At 63.1% G+C, this 17,204-nt stretch carries 15 protein-coding genes and 1 pseudogene; 7 read left to right on the top strand and 9 right to left on the bottom strand.

The window, feature by feature from the left end:
• A pseudogene (locus tag EN991_RS03845) lies at window positions 1-219 on the top strand (methyltransferase); the annotation flags it as partial.
• 359 nt (window positions 220-578) lie between these two features.
• Here EN991_RS03845 and EN991_RS03840 read toward each other — a convergent pair.
• Window positions 579-1,301, bottom strand: a complete 723-nt coding sequence (locus EN991_RS03840) for an HAD family hydrolase (protein ID WP_063173538.1) — start codon at window positions 1,299-1,301, stop codon at window positions 579-581.
• A gap of 5 nt (window positions 1,302-1,306) precedes the next feature.
• A complete protein-coding gene (pgi, locus tag EN991_RS03835; RefSeq protein ID WP_082827282.1) occupies window positions 1,307-2,950 on the bottom strand; it encodes a glucose-6-phosphate isomerase in 1,644 nt (547 codons plus the stop codon).
• A 323-nt stretch (window positions 2,951-3,273) separates the two neighbouring features.
• Here pgi and EN991_RS03830 point away from each other — a divergent pair, with 323 nt between their 5' ends.
• The 3 genes from EN991_RS03830 (at window position 3,274) to EN991_RS03820 (ending at window position 7,840) form a co-directional block, all read left to right on the top strand.
• On the top strand, window positions 3,274-4,767 hold the full coding sequence (locus EN991_RS03830) for a PLP-dependent aminotransferase family protein (RefSeq protein WP_024503382.1): 1,494 nt from the start codon (window positions 3,274-3,276) through the stop codon (window positions 4,765-4,767).
• Between the two features lie 191 nt (window positions 4,768-4,958).
• On the top strand, window positions 4,959-6,548 hold the full coding sequence (locus EN991_RS03825; RefSeq protein ID WP_024503381.1) for a trimethylamine methyltransferase family protein: 1,590 nt from the start codon (window positions 4,959-4,961) through the stop codon (window positions 6,546-6,548).
• Window positions 6,549-6,610: 62 nt separating this feature from the next.
• Window positions 6,611-7,840, top strand: coding sequence for an aromatic ring-hydroxylating dioxygenase subunit alpha (locus EN991_RS03820; RefSeq protein ID WP_063171129.1), 1,230 nt, complete (start codon window positions 6,611-6,613; stop codon window positions 7,838-7,840).
• Window positions 7,841-7,986: 146 nt separating this feature from the next.
• Here EN991_RS03820 and EN991_RS03815 read toward each other — a convergent pair whose 3' ends face one another.
• The 4 genes from EN991_RS03815 to EN991_RS03800 form a co-directional block, all read right to left on the bottom strand.
• Window positions 7,987-8,385, bottom strand: a complete 399-nt coding sequence (locus EN991_RS03815) for a hypothetical protein (RefSeq protein ID WP_082827526.1) — start codon at window positions 8,383-8,385, stop codon at window positions 7,987-7,989.
• A 64-nt stretch (window positions 8,386-8,449) separates the two neighbouring features.
• Window positions 8,450-9,838 carry a chromate efflux transporter gene (gene chrA, locus EN991_RS03810; RefSeq protein ID WP_013528002.1) on the bottom strand — a complete coding sequence of 463 codons (1,389 nt, stop codon included), beginning with the start codon at window positions 9,836-9,838 and terminating at the stop codon, window positions 8,450-8,452.
• Window positions 9,835-10,653, bottom strand: coding sequence for a chromate resistance protein ChrB domain-containing protein (locus tag EN991_RS03805; RefSeq protein WP_127368184.1), 819 nt, complete (start codon window positions 10,651-10,653; stop codon window positions 9,835-9,837). The genes chrA and EN991_RS03805 overlap by 4 nt, the downstream gene beginning before the upstream one ends.
• A gap of 215 nt (window positions 10,654-10,868) precedes the next feature.
• Window positions 10,869-12,674, bottom strand: a complete 1,806-nt coding sequence (locus tag EN991_RS03800; protein WP_013528004.1) for an IlvD/Edd family dehydratase — start codon at window positions 12,672-12,674, stop codon at window positions 10,869-10,871.
• A gap of 146 nt (window positions 12,675-12,820) precedes the next feature.
• Between EN991_RS03800 and EN991_RS03795 the strand changes: the two genes are divergently transcribed.
• On the top strand, window positions 12,821-13,273 hold the full coding sequence (locus EN991_RS03795; protein ID WP_013528005.1) for a carbon monoxide dehydrogenase subunit G: 453 nt from the start codon (window positions 12,821-12,823) through the stop codon (window positions 13,271-13,273).
• Between the two features lie 30 nt (window positions 13,274-13,303).
• Here the strand turns inward: EN991_RS03795 and EN991_RS03790 are convergent, their stop codons facing one another.
• Entirely contained in the window at window positions 13,304-14,485 is a 1,182-nt protein-coding gene (locus EN991_RS03790; protein ID WP_127365781.1) for an Mrp/NBP35 family ATP-binding protein, read from the bottom strand.
• A gap of 269 nt (window positions 14,486-14,754) precedes the next feature.
• Between EN991_RS03790 and EN991_RS03785 the strand changes: the two genes are divergently transcribed.
• Complete coding sequence (locus EN991_RS03785; RefSeq protein WP_063169927.1) at window positions 14,755-15,132, top strand: VOC family protein; 378 nt, start codon at window positions 14,755-14,757, stop codon at window positions 15,130-15,132.
• An 11-nt stretch (window positions 15,133-15,143) separates the two neighbouring features.
• On the opposite strand, the gene EN991_RS03780 is transcribed toward EN991_RS03785, so the two are convergent.
• Together EN991_RS03780 and EN991_RS03775 are read right to left on the bottom strand one after the other, a co-directional pair.
• The gene (locus EN991_RS03780) at window positions 15,144-16,148 is read right to left on the bottom strand and encodes an inorganic phosphate transporter (RefSeq protein ID WP_013528008.1); all 1,005 of its coding nucleotides are present in this window, start codon (window positions 16,146-16,148) and stop codon (window positions 15,144-15,146) included.
• A gap of 3 nt (window positions 16,149-16,151) precedes the next feature.
• Window positions 16,152-16,793 (bottom strand): DUF47 domain-containing protein, encoded by a 642-nt coding sequence (locus EN991_RS03775; protein WP_013528009.1) that lies wholly within the window; start codon window positions 16,791-16,793, stop codon window positions 16,152-16,154.
• Between the two features lie 151 nt (window positions 16,794-16,944).
• Between EN991_RS03775 and EN991_RS03770 the strand changes: the two genes are divergently transcribed.
• Window positions 16,945-17,204, top strand: a 260-nt coding sequence (locus EN991_RS03770; protein ID WP_164768853.1) for a LysR family transcriptional regulator, incomplete at its 3' end; no start/stop codon positions are given.

Here is a 17,204-nt window from a genome sequence, read left to right as displayed (position 1 = left end):
GTGTTCTACGGCCCAGAGGTCGCTCTGCGGGTTATCCCGTTCCTCGACCGCTGCCTGGCGGCCGGCATCGAGGTGCTGGTCGGAGATCCCCGCCGCAACGACCTGCCGCTGTCCCGGCTGCAGTTGGTCGCCGAATACCGGGTGCCGGATTTCGGCGACGCGAAGGGTGCCGCGACGAGGCTTAGCGGCGTCTTTTCGTTTGAGGAGGGAGCGCGCTGACGCCACAGAGCAAGCCTAAATTCTACTCATTGTGGACAAACATCGAGGGCAGAAAATAGATTCGACTAGCCGTTGGTCGGAGAAGTCGAGTGGCGTGGATTAAAGTTGTTCAACGTATCGGTTTCACAGTTTGCCCAAAATGCGAAAATCGGGGCTTCGATCTTCAGCCAGGCGAAGACATCGACAGCGCAAAGCGCCAAGATCAGGTGCGGCAAATGCGGGTACGTTTGTTCTGCTGATGAGTGGCCCATTGTGTCCGAAAACAAACCAGAAGCTCGATAGTTTCCATGGACTGCTCCCCCATCTCGGCCATTGGCAGAAAATCCCGAGGTGAATCGAGTTTGACCTAGCCTTTCCCGTCAGATCGTCTCCCTGACCCGCGCCGAGAGAAAATCCGGCAGGTCGGCGACCGAATCCAGAACCACATCGGCAATGCCGGCCAGCGATTCGCGGGTGCCGGTGCCGGAGAGCACGCCGATCGCCAGCCCGCAGCCGCCGGCACGCGCCATTTCGAGGTCGTGCCTGTTGTCGCCGACCATAGCGATTTCCGCCGGTTTGAGGCCGGTGAGATCGCTGAAGGCCTGGATCGTGTCGGGGGCGGGCTTCGGATTGGCCACCGCGTCGTAGCCATAGGCCGCGTCGAACAATTGAGCGACGCCGAGCGTAACCAGCGTCTTTTCCGCGCCGCTGGTCGAATCGTTGGTGGCGACGCCAAGCCGGTAGGATTTGCTGTGCAGTGCCGTCAGCGTATCGACGATGCCCGGCAGCGCCACAGCCATCGCCGAGCCCTGTACGGAGGTGATCTCGTTGAAGCGGGCAACCGCAAGCATCTGATCCTCGTTGGACAGGCGTGGGAACCACAATTCGACGACGTCGAGATTGGTGCCGGAGGCAAAGATGGAGTCCGGCTTGAAACGCTTGTTGGCGAAATCGAAGCCGGCAGCGGCCAGCAGCCTGTCGGCTTTCCAGCGATCGCCTTCCGACGCATCCATGGCCATGAAGTCGGCAACGCCGAGCCAGGTGGCGTTGAAGTCGACAAGCGTGCCGTCCTTGTCGAACAATATTCCCTTGATGTCTGCCAAGCTTTTCACTCCGAGCCACGCAAATGCTGGATGAATCCCACAAGGCCAGCGGTCGATGCATCCCGATTGGCGGCACTTTCCTTGCCCTCCACGACAGGCAACAGGCCGGTGGCCAGTTCCTTGCCGAGTTCGACGCCCCACTGATCGAAGGAGTTGATGTTGAACAGCGTGCCCTCGACGAAGACGCGGTGCTCGTAGAGCGCGATCAGCCGGCCGAAGGTGCGCGGGTCGAGCTTTCTGTAGAGGATGGTGACCGAGGGACGGTTACCCGAGAAGACGCGGTGCGGCGCGATCTTGTCGACCTCGGCCGGCTTCATGCCCTTGGCCAGCATCTGGGCGCGCGCCTCGTCCAGCGTGCGGCCCTTCATCAGCGCTTCCGACTGCGCCAGGCAGTTGGCGAGCAGCAGATCATGCTGGTGCTTGAGATCGGGCTCGTGACCGATGGCCGCGGCAAGGAACTCGACCGGAATGAAATCGGTGCCCTGGTGCAGCAGCTGGAAGAAGGCATGCTGGCCGTTGGTGCCGGGCTCACCCCAGACCAGCGGTCCGGTCGGCGTCGTCACCGCCGTGCCTTCGAGGGTGACGCTCTTGCCGTTCGATTCCATGTCAAGCTGCTGCAAATAGGCCGGCAGCCTGGACAGGCGCTGGTCGTAAGGGATGACGGCGCGCGCCGGGTAACCGCAGATCACGCGATGCCACCAGCCGACCAGTCCCAGCAGTGCCGGCAGGTTCTCCTGCACCGGCGCGGTGCGGAAATGCTCGTCCATCTCATGCGCGCCATCAAGGAAGGCGCGAAAATTCCGCGGGCCGACAGCGATCATCACCGGCAGGCCGATGGCGCCCCAGAGCGAATAGCGGCCACCGACCCAGTCCCAGAAGCCGAAGACGCGATCGGGCGCGATGCCGAACTTGGCCACCAGGTCGAGCGCGGTCGAGACGGCGGCGAAATGCTTGCCGACCGCTTCCTTGCCGAGCGCCTTCTCCACCCAGTCGCGCGCCGTCTGCGCATTGGTCATCGTCTCGACGGTGGTGAAGGTCTTGGAAGCGATGATGAAAAGCGTGGTCTCGGCGGAGAGGCCCTTCAGCGTGTCGTGGATATGGGCGCCGTCTATGTTGGAGACGTAATGCGCGCGCGGCCCGTCATGATAGGGCGCCAGCGCCAGCGTCGCCATGGCCGGGCCGAGATCGGAACCGCCGATGCCGATGTTGACGATGTCGGTGATCTTCTTGCCGGTGGCGCCGGCCGCCTTGCCCGAGCGCACGGCATCGGCAAAGGCGCCCATGGCGTCGAGCACGGCGATGACGTCCGCCTTGACGTCCTGGCCATCGACGGTGACGCCCTTGCCGGTCAGGTTGCGCAGCGCCGTGTGCAGCACGGCACGGTCCTCGGTGACGTTGATCTTCTTGCCCGCGAACATGGCGGCGCGGCGGCCTTCGAGATCGGCGGCCTGCGCGAGCTTTTCCAGCAGCTCCATGGTGGTCGCGTCGACCGCGCACTTCGACCAGTCGAGCAGCAGATCGCCGTCGGTGGCGGAGAATTCCACGAACCGCTTGGGATCGGCGGCGAAGGTCTGGCGCATGCTGGCGGGCGCCGCCGCGCGGTGATCGCGCAAGGCGGCGAGCTGTTTTTGAAAGGACGATTGATCCACTGCCAAACTCCGAGACCTCGAGCCATCATTACGGACCGGATGTTTCCGGCGCGTGTCGTCGCGACAATCTATCGGGCCGAACTCCATCCGTATCAATGCGCAGCGATGACGCACACCCTCACGCCGCCATGACGCACGATGTCATCGCCGGGATGAAGCGCCGCGTCACCCCACGATGCCGCAACGCGGCATCAAAAGGACGTGAAGGATCACTGGCATAAATCCCAACGATCAGAAAAATTGATTGGCGCAACCCCTTGTGCCACGGTTACGTTCGGCTGGTCCAGCCAAACGAAAAAGGCTGGCCATCGAGGAAATCTCCCATGCCACAGCGAAACGACACGGCGATATGGTCCGGCCTGTTCCGGATTTCGGCCGAATCCGGCCAAACCCTGCAGGCGCAGATCCGCCAGGCCATCGTAGCCGCCATTCTCGACCGCCAGATCGCCGCTTCGATGCCGCTCCCTTCCTGCCGCATCCTGGCCGAAAAACTCGGCGTGGCGCGCGGAACCGTGGTGCTGGCGTTCCAGCAGCTCGTCGACCAGGGTTTCCTGGTGGCGCGCGAACGGCGTGGCCATTTCGTCAATCCCGATGTGCTGGCGACACCGGCCAAGCCGCACCAGAAGGCGCCCGACCAGGCCAATGAGATCGACTGGAAGGCACGCCGCAAGATCGCCGCAAGCGACATGCCGCCGCCGGCCAAGCACGAGAACTGGATCAAGTCGTCCTATCCTTTCGTCTACGGGCAGTTCGACCCGGCGCTGTTCCCGACCGCTGAATGGCGCGAGTGCAACCGCATGGCGCTTGCCGTGCTGGAAATCCGCAACTGGGCATCCGACATGGTCGACCGTGACGATCCGCTGCTGATCGAGCAGATCCAGGCGCGGCTCCTGCCCCGGCGCGGCATCTTCGCCAATCCCGACGAGATCATCGTCACGCTGGGCGCCCAGAACGCGCTCTACATGCTGGCGACGCTGCTGATGTCCAAGGGCTCCAAGGTGGCGATGGAGGACCCCGGTTACCCCGACGCGCGCTCGATCTTCCGCCTTGCGGGCGCAGAGATACAGCCGGTGCCGGTCGACCAGTCCGGCATCGTAACTGCTTCTATTCCCAATGATTCCGGCTTCGTCTTCGTCACGCCCAGCCATCATTGCCCGACCATGGTGCCGTTGTCGGCGGAACGGCGGCAGGATCTTCTGGCGCGCGCCAACCGCTACAACCAGATCATCATCGAGGACGGCTATGACAGCCAGCTTCTCGACGAGGCACCGCAGCAAGCGCTGAAGAGCCTCGATCGTTCCGGCCGCGTGGTCTATGTCGGCTCTATGTCCAAGACGTTGGCTCCCGGCCTGCGGCTCGGCTACATCGTGGCGTCCGCCGGACTGATCGCGGAGCTCCGGGCGCTGCGCCGCTTCATGCTGCGTCATCCGCCGGCCAACAATCAGCGCGCCGTCGCACTGTTCCTGTCGCTCGGCCACCACGAGGCGCTGGTGCGGCGGCTGTCGTCAGCCTTCGACGAGCGGCGCAAGCGGCTGGTCCATGCGATTTCCGCCTTCCTGCCGGAATGGCGTTCGACCGATTCGGCCGGCGGTACGTCGCTGTGGCTCGAAGGGCCGCGCGGCACCGATTCGCGCGGGCTTGCCGAGGCAGCGGCCTCGCGCAGCGTCATCATCGAGCCAGGCGACCGCTTCTTCGATCGCACTGAAAAGCCTTCGCGTTTCATGCGGCTGGGCATCTCGTCGATCGCGCTACAGCACATCGAGCCAGGCATCCGCGAACTGGCCACGGCCGCCGGACGCAGACCCGCGGCCGCCTGATCCATCATCGACCTCTCGTGACCGGAGCCGCTCGCAGCGGCTCCGGTATTTTAGTTCTGGCACATGGAACTGAGCCAGCTGGCCCATAGGATGGGCCAGTGCCGGCGGCATAGTCGGCGTCATCAGGGGAAGAAGCAGGCCGATGGTGGACCAACCGCCACGAGTTCCTGCCGACGAAGTTGGAGTGCTCCATGCCAGTGGCTGTCGAACAGCAGGACACGCCGGCGAACCGTCGTCCACAACGCTCCGGTCTTCGCGAAACAGGACATGCCATGCGATCATCTCCCCTGGTGGAGGATACCAGACCACAGCACAAGGCCATCGAGGGCGGCGGCTACGGGCCGCTTCGCGGGGATGACCGCGAGCGTATCCACGAAGGCGTACTGACGCTTCTGGAGACAGTGGGTTTCGCCAACGCCATTCCTTCCTGCATAAAGGTGCTGACCAAGGTGGGGGCGATCCATGGCGACGATGGCCGGGTCCGCTTTCCGCGCGCGCTCGTGCTCGACACCATCAAGCGGGCGGCACGACATTTCACGCTTCATGGCCAGGACCCCAGGCACGACATGGTGGTCCAGGGCAAGCGCGTGCACTACGGCACGGCAGGCATCGCCGTGCACCTGGTGGATCTGGAGAAGCGTGAGTACCGCGAATCCAAGCTGCAGGATATTTATGATGCCGCCCGCATCGTCGACGGGCTGGACAACATTCATTTCTTCCAGCGGCCGATGGTGGCGCGCGACATCGCCGATCCGCTCGAGATGGATTTCAACACGCTTTATGCCTGTGTGATGGGAACATCGAAGCACGTCGGAACATCCTTCACGGTGCGTGAGAACGTGAAGCCTGCACTTGAAATGCTGTACGCCATCGCCGGAGGCGAGGAGAATTTCCGCGCCCGGCCATTCGTTTCCAACTCCAATTCATTCGTCGTGCCGCCGATGAGGTTCGCCGAGGATGCGTGCGGCGTGCTTGAGGCCTGCGTCGAAGGCGGCATCCCGATCCTGCTGCTGTCGACCGGCCAGTCCGGCACGACGGCACCCGCGGCGATGGCCGGCGCCGTCGTGCAGGCAGTGGCCGAAGTGCTGGCCGGCCTGGTCTATGTCAACGCGCTCAAGCCCGGCCATCCGGCGATCTTCGGCGCATGGCCGTTCATGTCCGACCTGCGCACCGGCGCCATGGCCGGCGGGTCGGCCGAGCAGTCGGTGGCAACGGCGGCCTGTGCCCAGATGGCGCAATTCTACGACCTGCCCGGTGGCTCCGCCGCCGGCATGACGGATTCGAAATTGCCCGACATTCAGTCCGGCTACGAAAAGGGCATCACCAATGTGATGGCCGGCCTCTCCGGCCTCAACCTCGTCTATGAGGCGGCCGGCATGCATGCCTCGCTGCTCGGCTTCTGCCTGGAGAGCCTGGTCATCGACAACGACATGCTCGGTCATTGCCTGGGCTGCGCGCGTGGCATCGACGTGACTGACGAGGCCCTGTCGATCGACAGCATCGCGGAGGTCTGCCTCAAGGGTCCGGGCCACTATCTCGACAACGAACAAACGCTCAAGCTGATGCAGACCGAGCACTTCTATCCTGCCCTCGGCGATCGTTCCTCGCCGAAGGAATGGAACGAAAAAGGCCGGCCTGATATATTGCTGCGTGCGATCACCGAGAAGAAGCGCATTCTTGCCGAACGATTTCCGCGCCATGTGCCAAAACAGGTCGACGACAGATTGCGTGCCCGTTTCGGCAACCTGATCCACCTGCCGCGCACGCATATGGGCGGCTGACCGGAGACAAGTCTCGTGCAGCCATACAGCCATACACGACCAACCATCGGGCAGAACGACAAATGAGTGTGCATCCTATCCAGCAAGCCCCCACCGACGGCGACGCGATCGATCGGCTGGTGGCATCTCATCGGCCAGGCCACGGCCTGGTGCGTGCCTTCTATCATGACCCGGCGATCTTCGAGCGCGACATGGAACGGGTCTTTCGCCGCCACTGGCATTGCCTGGCCCACGCCAGCGTTATCCCGAACCCCGGCGATTTCGAGCTGTTCAAACTGGGCGACGAGGCGGTCATCCTGACACGCGGCATGGATGGCACCGTGCATGCCATGCTCAACGTCTGTCGCCACCGCGGCGCCGAGGTCTGCACCAAGCAGAAGGGCAACGCGAAGATGTTCGTGTGCCCCTACCACGCCTGGGCCTATTCCAATGACGGATCGTTGCGCGCTGCCCGCCTGATGCCGAAGGATTTCGACCGCACGGCGCACGGCCTGAAGAAGCTTCATGCCCGCGTCGCATCCGGTCTGGTCTTCATTTCCTTCGCCGAGACGCCGCTCGATTTCGATCCTATCGAACAGTCGCTGCGAACGAGCTGCGGCCAGTATGGCTGGGGCGACGCCAAGGTTGCGTATCGTCAGTCCTATCCGCTCGACGCCAACTGGAAGCTCGCCGTCGAGAACTATGTCGAATGTTACCATTGCGGGCCGGCGCATCCGGAATATTCGCAGACGCATGCGCTGGAAAAGCCGGCAGAAATGATCGAGCAGCTCAATGCGGCGATGGAGCAACGCACCTGCGCGCTCGGCATCGAGATCGGCAGCGCCAACCGCTGGCAGAACTCGGCGGCCGGCCAGGAAGCAATCCACACCTTCCGCTATGCGCTCTATGACGGCGTTTCGAGCGGCAGCCAGGATGGATCGCCGGTGGCCCCGCTGATGGGACGCTTCTCCGACTATGACGGTGGCGTCACTTCCATCCATCTCGGCGGCACGACCTTCCTCGTATGCTATCCCGATCACGGCATGATCTACCGCTTCATCCCGAAAACGGCTGGCACCTGCGAGATGGAGCTGATCTGGCTGGTGCGCGGCGACGCGGTCGAGGGCCAGGATTACGATCTGGAGAAGCTGACCTGGCTGTGGAAGATCACCACCGAAGAGGACAAGAAGATCATCGAGCACACCGCGCGCGGCGTGCGCTCGCACTATTTCGTGCCCGGACCTATCGCGCCGATGGAATACAACGAACTGCGCTACATCGGCTGGTATCTCGAGGAGATCAGCCGGGCCTGAACGGCTCGGCTGCCTTAGAGCATTCACCGTTTCACGGAAACGGCGATCTGCTCTAACTCTTTGTTTTGACGCAATTCTAGACGGAAAACCGCTCACACTTTTCCTAGAATTGCTCTAGGAGAATCAGGCAGATCTTGCCTTTCGCGTCATTCCGCGCTGAGCCCGTATCGGTCGACGACTTCGGGGTTGATGAGCTTGGCATGCAGCGTCATCAGCACGATCTGCGCGTCGAGGCTGTCACCGGCTTCAAGCGCCGCCTCGATGCGGCGCTCGGCTCCCAGCGCCCGCTCATGGCCATTGGCTTGCTCGAAGGTTTCGGGACCCGCGATGCAATAGCTGCATAATTGTGCCACCGACGCATAGGTGCCCGGTGGCGGCTCGTCGGGCCAGCGATCCTTCATGAGATTGACGAGGGTAAGCTTCACGCCCTCCGGCACAAGGGCTGGATGCAGATCGGCGCCGCGCAATGCATCGTCGAGCTGCCTCAAGTCGCCCGAACGGCCGAACACTCCGAGGAAGCCGAGGGAAGATCGCCGTCCGGCCATGATGTTTCCTTCCATTTCCAGCCCACTTAGGTGGTGGGCAAGCGGATTGCAAAGGCGGTGCTGTCTAACCAGCCGCCGCCAGCAAGATCCCTGCAAGGGCGGATAGCGCGAGTGTCGGCAGCATGCCGACTTTCAGCTTCAGGATGGCGACCATGGCGGCCACGGAAAGCAAGGCCGCGCGCCAGTCGATCGACGAAGGCACCGGCACGTTCATGCCAAGGCCCGTCGCGTGCACCTCACGGAAGATGACGTGCAAGGCAAACCATAGGGCCAGATTCATAATTACCCCGACAACGGCGGCGGTGATCGCGCCCAGTGCGGCCGACAGTGCCTTGTTGCCGCGCAAGGCCTCGATGTAGGGCGCACCGAGGAATATCCAGAAGAAGCAAGGCGTGAACGTCACCCACAGAGTGAGCAAAGCCCCCAGCGATCCGGCAACCAACGGGTCCAGCGAGCCGGAATGGCGGAACGCGGCGATGAAGCCGACGAACTGCAGCACCAGGATGAGCGGCCCTGGCGTCGTTTCGGCGAGCCCAAGGCCATCGACCATTTCACCCGGCGCCAGCCAGCCGAAGGACTGGACGGCTGCCTGTGCGACATAAGCGAGGACCGCATAGGCGCCACCGAAGGTGACGACAGCCATGAGACTGAAGAACCGGCCTATCTCGGTCCAGACGCTTGCAGAGCCGGTGAACCACCAGATCAAAAGAACAGGCCCGAGCCAGAGCGGCAGCCAGATGGCGACGGTGCGCGGTGCATGCCATCTGGTCGGTTTGACATGGGCCAGTTCGCCACGCTCGAACATCAGGTCGACCGCTCCCTTGAAGTCGGCAACATCGTCCTTGCCATGGGCCGAGCCGGAAAACAGGGCGGGAGCAATGCGATCCCCCAGCCATCCCGTCAGGCCGGCTAGCAGGACGATGAGCGGAAAGGGCACATTCAACGCATAGATGGCGATGAACGCCGCGACCGCGATCGACACCATGACCCGGTTCTTGAGGGCACGCCGGCTGATCCGGACCACCGCCTCGACGACGATGGCAAGCACAGCCGCCTTGACCCCGAAAAATAGCGCCGCGACAAGCGGCACGTCGCCATAGAGGACGTAGAGGCTGCTCAAGGCGAGCATGACGAGCGCGCCCGGCAAGACGAACAGGATGCCGGCGACAAGGCCGCCGGCCGTCCTGTGCAGCAGCCAACCGATGTAGATGGCGAGTTGCTGGGCTTCCGGGCCAGGCAGCAGCATGCAGTAGTTCAGCGCGTGCAGGAAACGCCGCTCACCGATCCAGCGCCGCTCCTCGACCAGTTCCTTGTGCATCAGCGCGATCTGCCCGGCCGGACCGCCAAAGCTGAGCAATCCGATTTTCGCCCAGACCTTCACGGCCTCGGTGAAGGTCGGTGCAGCCGGCACCGGGACGGTTCCCGCCTTATTGTCCGGGACAAGAGCGGTCACGACGGCTTACCCGCAGCCGGCCAGTTGTGCGTTTCTTCGGTGGCGTCGCGACACCAGCGGAAGAACGCGTCGTAGAGCAGCATGCCTGCTTCCAGTTGTTCCAGATCGTCGCGGTACATACGCGACAAACCAAGCGAGGCAGCCAGAAAGCCGGCCGCCTGAGGCACCAGGTCGAGGCTTGCAGTGTCGGCCGCCCGCACGATTGCAGCGAGGCGATCGAGCGCCACGGATTCCAGCCCGAACTCCTCGATCATCGTGTCGAAGGTGCAGCGCTCGCCGCGATGGCTCCAAAACACATTGTCGATGTCGAACGGCACGGCCTGAAAGCGGTCGGCAACAGCCAACACTTCAGCGGGTTCGACGAACAGGAACACCGCGTCGGGGTCGACGAAACGCCGGATCAGCCACGGGCAAGCGATGCGGTCGACCTTCGGGCGCGATCGCGTCACCCAGACGGTGGCGCCCTTTTCATTGCGTGGCGGCATCTTGGCGGTGCGGGCCAAAAGCCCTCCGGCATCGCGCCAGGCATCAAACCCGCCTTCGAGAGATTCAGCTGATATCCCCTCATGGCGCAGCCATGCGGCCACGCCTTGCGAGAGCTTTTGCCCCCTCTGGCAAACGACGGCCACCGGCTTGCCGGCGAACGTGGCCGCCCAGGTTGAAACGGTTTTGAAATCGCGACGGCACGACGCCGGCAACAGCCGCGGATCGGCGTCGAAATCTTCATCTATGCGAACATCGACAATGACTGGGGCGCCCGGCAGACCTATGAGCCGGGACAATTGCGGTACGGTGATAGCGGTTGTTGACGGCATGGCGTCCACCTCCTGAAAAGAGAAGCTTGGACGCGAACGTTGGGCTGACGCCTCACGGGGTCGTCGCGATGCACCCCTTGTCATGATGGTGGATTTGTTGGGCGCGCTTGTCAAGGACGGTGGCCGTTCTCGACCTACCCGGCCGCGATGCAACACGCTGACCGGAAAACCGACGGCGGCCTGATTTGATCAAGCCGCCATCCGTCGATCCAGAATCAATGATTGTCCCTGGGGACACCGCTGGTGTGCGCGACATCCTGGTATTTCACCGCCGGCTTCAGCACCATTCCCTCCGAAAACTGCGCGACCATACCGCGCTGGATCTCCTGCCAGGGCGTCTGGTGCTCGGGATAGTGGAAGCCGCCATTGTTCTGCAGTTCGGCGCGGCGCCGGGTGATCTCGTCGTCGGTGACGAGGATGTCGGCCGTGCCCTTGCGCAAGTCGATGCGGACCCGGTCGCCCGTCTTGAGCAGCGCCAGTCCGCCGCCGATCGCCGCTTCCGGCGAGGCGTTGAGGATCGACGGCGAACCCGACGTGCCCGACTGGCGGCCGTCCCCGATGCAGGCGAGCGCGTGGATGCCCTTCTTGATGAGATAGGCCGGCGGCTGCATGTTGACGACCTCGGCACCGCCGGGATAGCCGACCGGGCCGGCGCCGCGCATGAACAGGATGGTGTGTTCGTCGATGCCTTGCGCCGGGTCGTCGATGCGGGCGTGGTAATCCTCCGGCCCGTCGAAAACCATGGCGTTGCCTTCGAAAGCCTCGGGATCCCTAGGATTGGACAGATAGCGCTCGCGAAACTCGGGCGAGATGCCGCTGGTCTTCATGATCGCCGAATCGAACAGATTGCCCCGAAGATTGATGAAGCCGGCATTGGCCTTCAGCGGCTTGGCGACAGAGCGGATGACGTCGGGGTTTTCGTTGGCGACGCCCTCGCTATTCTCGCCGATCGACTTGCCGTTGACGGTGCGTGCGCCGGGATGCGGCAACAGGTCGCCCTTCATCAGTTCGGCAATGACCGCCGGCACGCCGCCGGCATGATGGTAGTCCTCGCCAAGATATTCGCCCGTCGGCTGCAAATTGACCAGCAGCGGCACATTGAGGCCGACCGTCTGCCAGTCGTCATTGTCGAGCTTGACCCCAAGGTGGCGGGCGATGGCGTTGAGATGGATCGGCGCGTTGGTCGAGCCGCCAATGGCCGAATTGACGACGATGGCGTTCTCGAAAGCCTCTCTCGTCATGATGTCGGACGGCTTCAGATCCTCATGCACCATCTCGACGATGCGTTTTCCGGTCTCATAGGAAATCTGGCCACGCTCGCGGTAGGGCGCGGGAATGGCGGCCGAGCCCGGCAACTGCATGCCAAGCGCCTCGGCCAGCGAGTTCATCGTGGTGGCGGTGCCCATGGTGTTGCAATAGCCGGTGGACGGCGCCGACGAGGCGACGATGTCCATGAACTCGTCATAATCGATCTCGCCGGCCGACAGGCGCTGGCGTGATTCCCAGACGATGGTACCGGAGCCGGTGCGCTTGCCCTTGTGCCAGCCATTGAGCATCGGCCCGACCGACAGCGCGATCGCCGGAATGTTGACGGTGGCCGCTGCCATCAGCAGCGCCGGCGTCGTCTTGTCGCAACCGATGGTCAGCACGACGCCATCGAGCGGGTAGCCGTAAAGCACCTCGACCAGGCTGAGATAGGCAAGGTTGCGGTCGAGCGCTGCGGTCGGGCGCTTGCCGGTCTCCTGGATCGGATGGCAGGGGAACTCGAACGGAATACCGCCCATCGAGACGATGCCTTCGCGCACACGCTTGGCCAGTTCGATATGATGACGGTTGCAGGGCGACAGATCCGAGCCGGTCTGGGCGATGCCGATCAGCGGCTTGCCGGACATCAGTTCGGCGCGCGTCAGGCCGTAATTGAGATAGCGCTCGAGATAGAGAGCCGTCATGCCCGGATTGTCGGGATTGTCGAACCACTCCTGCGAGCGAAATTTTTTCTTATGGGTGGGGGCGCCTGCCATCATGGTCTCCGTATTTGTAAGACAAATCGATATGGCAACGCGCGGGAGCAGGCAAGAGGGCGTGCGGTCGCAACCGGACTTTGGTGCGATAGACACGCACTAAGCCGTGCGTTACGGGTTCGGACAGTCTTGTCCGGGAGGTTTTCATGGCTTTGGTGATCGAAGGCGAGGAGCGCATTGCCGCACCGCTGCAAAAAGTGTGGGAAGCGCTGAACGATCCCGAGGTCTTGAAGGCGACCATTCCCGGTTGCCAGAGCCTGGAGATGAAGTCGCCGACCGAGATGGCGGCAACCGTGGTGGTGAAGATCGGACCGATCAAGGCGACGTTCAACGGCGAAGTGACGCTGAAGAACCTGAAGCCGCCGCACTCCTACACCATCCAGGGCGAAGGCAAGGGCGGCATTGCAGGCTTCGCCAAGGGTGGCGCCGACGTGACGCTGACGGCAGATGGACCCGACGCCACGATATTGAACTACGCGGCCAAGGCCGATGTCGGCGGCAAGATCGCCCAACTCGGCAGCCGGCTGATCGAATCGACCTCGAAGAAACTGGCCGGACAGTTTTTTTCCAGTTTCGGCGAGAAGGTCGGCGCGGCCTAGGCTGCAGAGCGGCGGCGGCTACCGAACAAGCTACTCGAAAACAATACTCGGCACCGCCGCTGCCGCAGCACCACGCTCTTCGTTAACCCGGTCCCAGACCTTCGAGGCGATGTCGCGGTAGATTTTCGCCTCGGCGCCGTCGGGCTTGGAGACGACAACCGGCGTGCCGGCATCCGAGCTTTCGCGAATGCCCATCTCGAGCGGCACCTCGCCGAGGAAGGTGACGCCAAGGCGCTCGGCCTCGCGCCGCGCCCCGCCATGACCGAAGATGTCGTAGCGCTTGCCGGTGTCCGGGGCGATGAAATAGCTCATGTTCTCGACGATGCCGAGCAGCGGCACGTCGACCTTCTTGAACATGTTGAGGCCTTTTCGCGCGTCGATCAGGGCCAAGTCCTGCGGCGTCGAGACGATGACGGCGCCAGCCAGCGGCACCTGCTGGGCCATGGTCAGCTGCGCGTCGCCGGTGCCGGGCGGCATGTCGACGACGAGCACGTCGAGACGGCCCCATTCGACTTCACGCAGCATCTGCGTCAGTGCCGACATCACCATCGGGCCACGCCAGATCATCGGCGTTTCCTCGTCGACGAGGAAACCCATCGACATCACCTTCAGGCCGTAATTCTCCATCGGTTTCAGGATCTTGCCGTCGACGGTCTGCGGCCGGCCGTGGATGTTGAGCAGCCTTGGCATGGACGGGCCGTAGATGTCGGCATCGAGCACGCCGACGCGCAGGCCGTTGGCGGCGAGGCCGAGCGCGATGTTGACGGCGGTGGTCGACTTGCCGACGCCGCCCTTGCCGGAAGCAACGGCAATGATCCCCTCGATACCGGGTACGCCACGCTTGCCCGAGCTGTGCGAGGCCGGCGCGTGCGGAGCCGCACGCGGCGCGGCGGCAGCGGGCGCAGCCGGCGGAACGGGCCTGGGTGCGGGGCGCGACGGAACCGGCGCCTCCATGCCGCCGCCCTTCTTCTCGGCCGTCAGCGCGACGACGGCGCCGGCGACACCGGGGATCGCCTTGACGACACGCTCGGCAGCGGCGCGCAGCGGCTCCATTTCCTGGGCGCGGGCGGCGGGAACGGTAATCGAGAAGAAGACCTTCCCGTCGGCGATGAAAATTTCCGAAACCATGCCGAGGTCGACGATGTTGCCGGTGAAATCCGGTCCGTTGACCGTCTTCAGACGCTCGGTGACGATTTCCTTGGTGACGGACATGGCAGTTTTTCCTTACGCAGCTTGCGCCTGAGATGCAGCTTGCACCTGAGATAATGCAGTTTCCGGACAGAACCAAGCCGTGGAGCAATGGCTGTCATGGCGTGCCTGAAAAACCGGCGGGTCCTGCCGGATTTCATCCGCGCCAAACGTCCTCCAGATAAGCGAGCGCCGATGCGGCCAGCAATCAATCCAGCCGACAGTCGCCAAACGATCGCGGCGACCTATTTCAACGACCAGCACGGGACCGACAAGCCGAGAAGGAGGCGATTATGCTCGCAAACAGCAACGCAACGGCAAATCTGGCGGTAAGCGATCTGGCAAAGGCCAAGGCTTTCTACGAAGGAACGCTTGGCCTGAAACAGGTGCAGGATGAGGGGGGCGAACTGATCGTGTACAAAAGCGGCGATACCACCCTCAACGTCTATCATTCCCAATTTGCCGGAACCAACAAGGCGACAGCGGTGACCTGGATGGTTGGCGACGAGATCGGCAACATCGTCAAGGAGCTGAAGTCGAAGGGCGTCGCCTTCGAGCACTATCAGATGCCGGGCTTGACGCTGGAGGGCGATCTCCACGTCGGTTACGGAATGAAGGTTGCCTGGTTCAAGGATCCAGACGGCAACATCCTGAACCTTGTGGACAGGTAGATTTCTTCACCTCACCTCGCCAGGCCAACCGCGAGGTAGGTGAGCGCCGAAATCAAAGCGGTGGCCGGCAAGGTAACGATCCAGGCGATGACGATGTTGCCGGCAATGCCCCAGCGCACGGCCGAGACGCGGCGGGCGGCGCCGACGCCGATGATGGCGCCGGTGATGGTGTGGGTGGTCGATACGGGAACGCCGAGCCAGGTCGCCGCAAACAGCGTGATCGCCCCACCGGTTTCGGCGCAAAAACCCTGCATCGGGTTCAGCCGGGTTATCTTCGAGCCCATGGTGTGGACGATGCGCCAGCCGCCGAACAGGGTGCCGAGCGCCAGTGCCGACTGGCAAGTGAGGACCACCCACAGCGGCACGTAGAAAGTCGCGCCGAGCATGCCTTGCGAATAGAGCAGCACGGCGATGATGCCCATGGTCTTCTGGGCGTCATTGCCGCCGTGCCCGAGGGAATAGAGCGAGGCGGAAAAGAACTGCATGACGCGGAAGGTGCTGTCGACCGCAAACGGCGTCTGGCGCACGAAGAGCCACGAGACGACGAGAACCAGGACGAGCGCCAGGATAAAGCCCGTCGCTGGCGACAAGACGATTGCCGCGACCGTCTTGCCAAGCCCGGTCCAAACGATGGCGCCCACGCCTGCCTTCGCAACACCGGCGCCGACCAGGCCGCCGATCAGCGCATGCGAGCTGCTCGAAGGGATGCCGGCGATCCAGGTGACGATGTTCCAGACGATGGCGCCGACCAGGGCTGCAAAGATCACCGCCGGGGTGACGATGCTGACGTCGACGATGCCTTTGCCTACGGTCTCAGCAACGTGGAGGCCGAAGAACATGAAGGCGATGAAATTGAAGAATGCCGCCCACAGCACCGCATATTGCGGCCGCAGCACGCGGGTGGAAACGATGGTGGCGATGGAATTGGCGGCGTCGTGCAGGCCGTTGAGAAAGTCGAAGAACAGTGCGACGGCGACGAGGCCGGCCAGCACGGGAAAGGCAATGGTTGCTTCCATCACCTAGACATTCTCAATGACGATGCCGCTGATCTCGTTGGCGACGTCCTCGAAGCGGTCGACCACCTTTTCCAGTTGGCCATAAATCTCGCTTCCGATCATATAGGCCATCGGATCGCTGCTGCCGTGCTTCCTGAAGAGATCCTTCAGCCCTTGCTCGTGCAGGTCGTCGGCCCGGCTTTCGACGCGCATCACCTCTTCGGCGATGGCGTTGAGGCGCACAGTATGCGTTGCGACCTTGTTGAGCAGCGGGATCGCCTCGGCCACCAGCTTGGCGGCGGCGACGATGACGCCACCCATTTCCTGCATCAGCGGATCGAACTCCTTGCGCTCGAACAGCTTCACCGTCTTGACCGTCTTGTGCATCATATCGATGGCGTCATCCATCGACTGGATCAGGTCCTTGATGTCGCCGCGATCGAAAGGCGTGATGAAGGAGCGCCGTACAGCCAGCAGGACTTCCGCGGTGATGTGGTCGGCCTCATCTTCGAGATCGATGATTTTCTGGCACCAGAGATCGATATCCCTGCCCTGGAGAAGCTGCTCCAGCGCCTCGGCGCCGCCGACCACGGTGCGGGAATGTCGTTCGAACAGGTCGAAGAAGCGATCTTCGCGCGGCAAAAGCTTGCGGAACCAGCCCAGCATGGTCGATCTCCCAGTTTCATCCACATAGCGCCGCATTCAGCCGCGGGAAACAGGTAGCCGGCTTAAAGGTGTGGATGCAGGGCAATTGTGCGTGGCGCTTGCGGTAGAGCACAATTTCCCCGACCTTGCAGCGAACGACCGGAAAGATCACATGATCGACAAGCTGGAATTCTTCATCGCGCTCGCCAGGGAGGAGCATTTCGGCCGGGCGGCGGAGGTGTGCGGCGTCACGCAGCCGACGCTGTCGGCCGGCATCAAGCAGTTGGAAGGCCAGCTTGGCGTCATGCTGGTTCTGCGCGGCTCACGCTTCCAGGGGCTGACGCCGGAGGGAAAACAGGTGCTGGTGTGGGCACGCCGCATCGTCGGCGACACCAGGACCATGCGCGAGGAAATGCGCGCGGCGCGCCACGG

This window comes from Mesorhizobium sp. M7A.F.Ca.US.005.03.2.1 (assembly GCF_003997795.1).
Classification (GTDB): Bacteria; Pseudomonadota; Alphaproteobacteria; order Rhizobiales; family Rhizobiaceae; genus Mesorhizobium; species Mesorhizobium ciceri.
This window is presented reverse-complemented; position numbering and strand designations above follow the sequence as displayed.

What these genes read in the sequence shown, in the direction of transcription:
- EN991_RS03830 (WP_024503382.1), top strand. Translation starts at nt 3,274, where the DNA reads ATGCCACAGCGAAACGACACGGCGATATGGTCCGGCCTGTTCCGGATT.
- EN991_RS03825 (WP_024503381.1), top strand. Translation starts at nt 4,959, where the DNA reads ATGCCAGTGGCTGTCGAACAGCAGGACACGCCGGCGAACCGTCGTCCA.
- EN991_RS03820 (WP_063171129.1), top strand. Translation starts at nt 6,611, where the DNA reads ATGAGTGTGCATCCTATCCAGCAAGCCCCCACCGACGGCGACGCGATC.
- EN991_RS03815 (WP_082827526.1), bottom strand. Translation starts at nt 8,385, where the DNA reads ATGGCCGGACGGCGATCTTCCCTCGGCTTCCTCGGAGTGTTCGGCCGT.
- EN991_RS03805 (WP_127368184.1), bottom strand. Translation starts at nt 10,653, where the DNA reads ATGCCGTCAACAACCGCTATCACCGTACCGCAATTGTCCCGGCTCATA.
- EN991_RS03800 (WP_013528004.1), bottom strand. Translation starts at nt 12,674, where the DNA reads ATGGCAGGCGCCCCCACCCATAAGAAAAAATTTCGCTCGCAGGAGTGG.
- EN991_RS03795 (WP_013528005.1), top strand. Translation starts at nt 12,821, where the DNA reads ATGGCTTTGGTGATCGAAGGCGAGGAGCGCATTGCCGCACCGCTGCAA.
- EN991_RS03790 (WP_127365781.1), bottom strand. Translation starts at nt 14,485, where the DNA reads ATGTCCGTCACCAAGGAAATCGTCACCGAGCGTCTGAAGACGGTCAAC.
- EN991_RS03785 (WP_063169927.1), top strand. Translation starts at nt 14,755, where the DNA reads ATGCTCGCAAACAGCAACGCAACGGCAAATCTGGCGGTAAGCGATCTG.
- EN991_RS03780 (WP_013528008.1), bottom strand. Translation starts at nt 16,148, where the DNA reads ATGGAAGCAACCATTGCCTTTCCCGTGCTGGCCGGCCTCGTCGCCGTC.
- EN991_RS03775 (WP_013528009.1), bottom strand. Translation starts at nt 16,793, where the DNA reads ATGCTGGGCTGGTTCCGCAAGCTTTTGCCGCGCGAAGATCGCTTCTTC.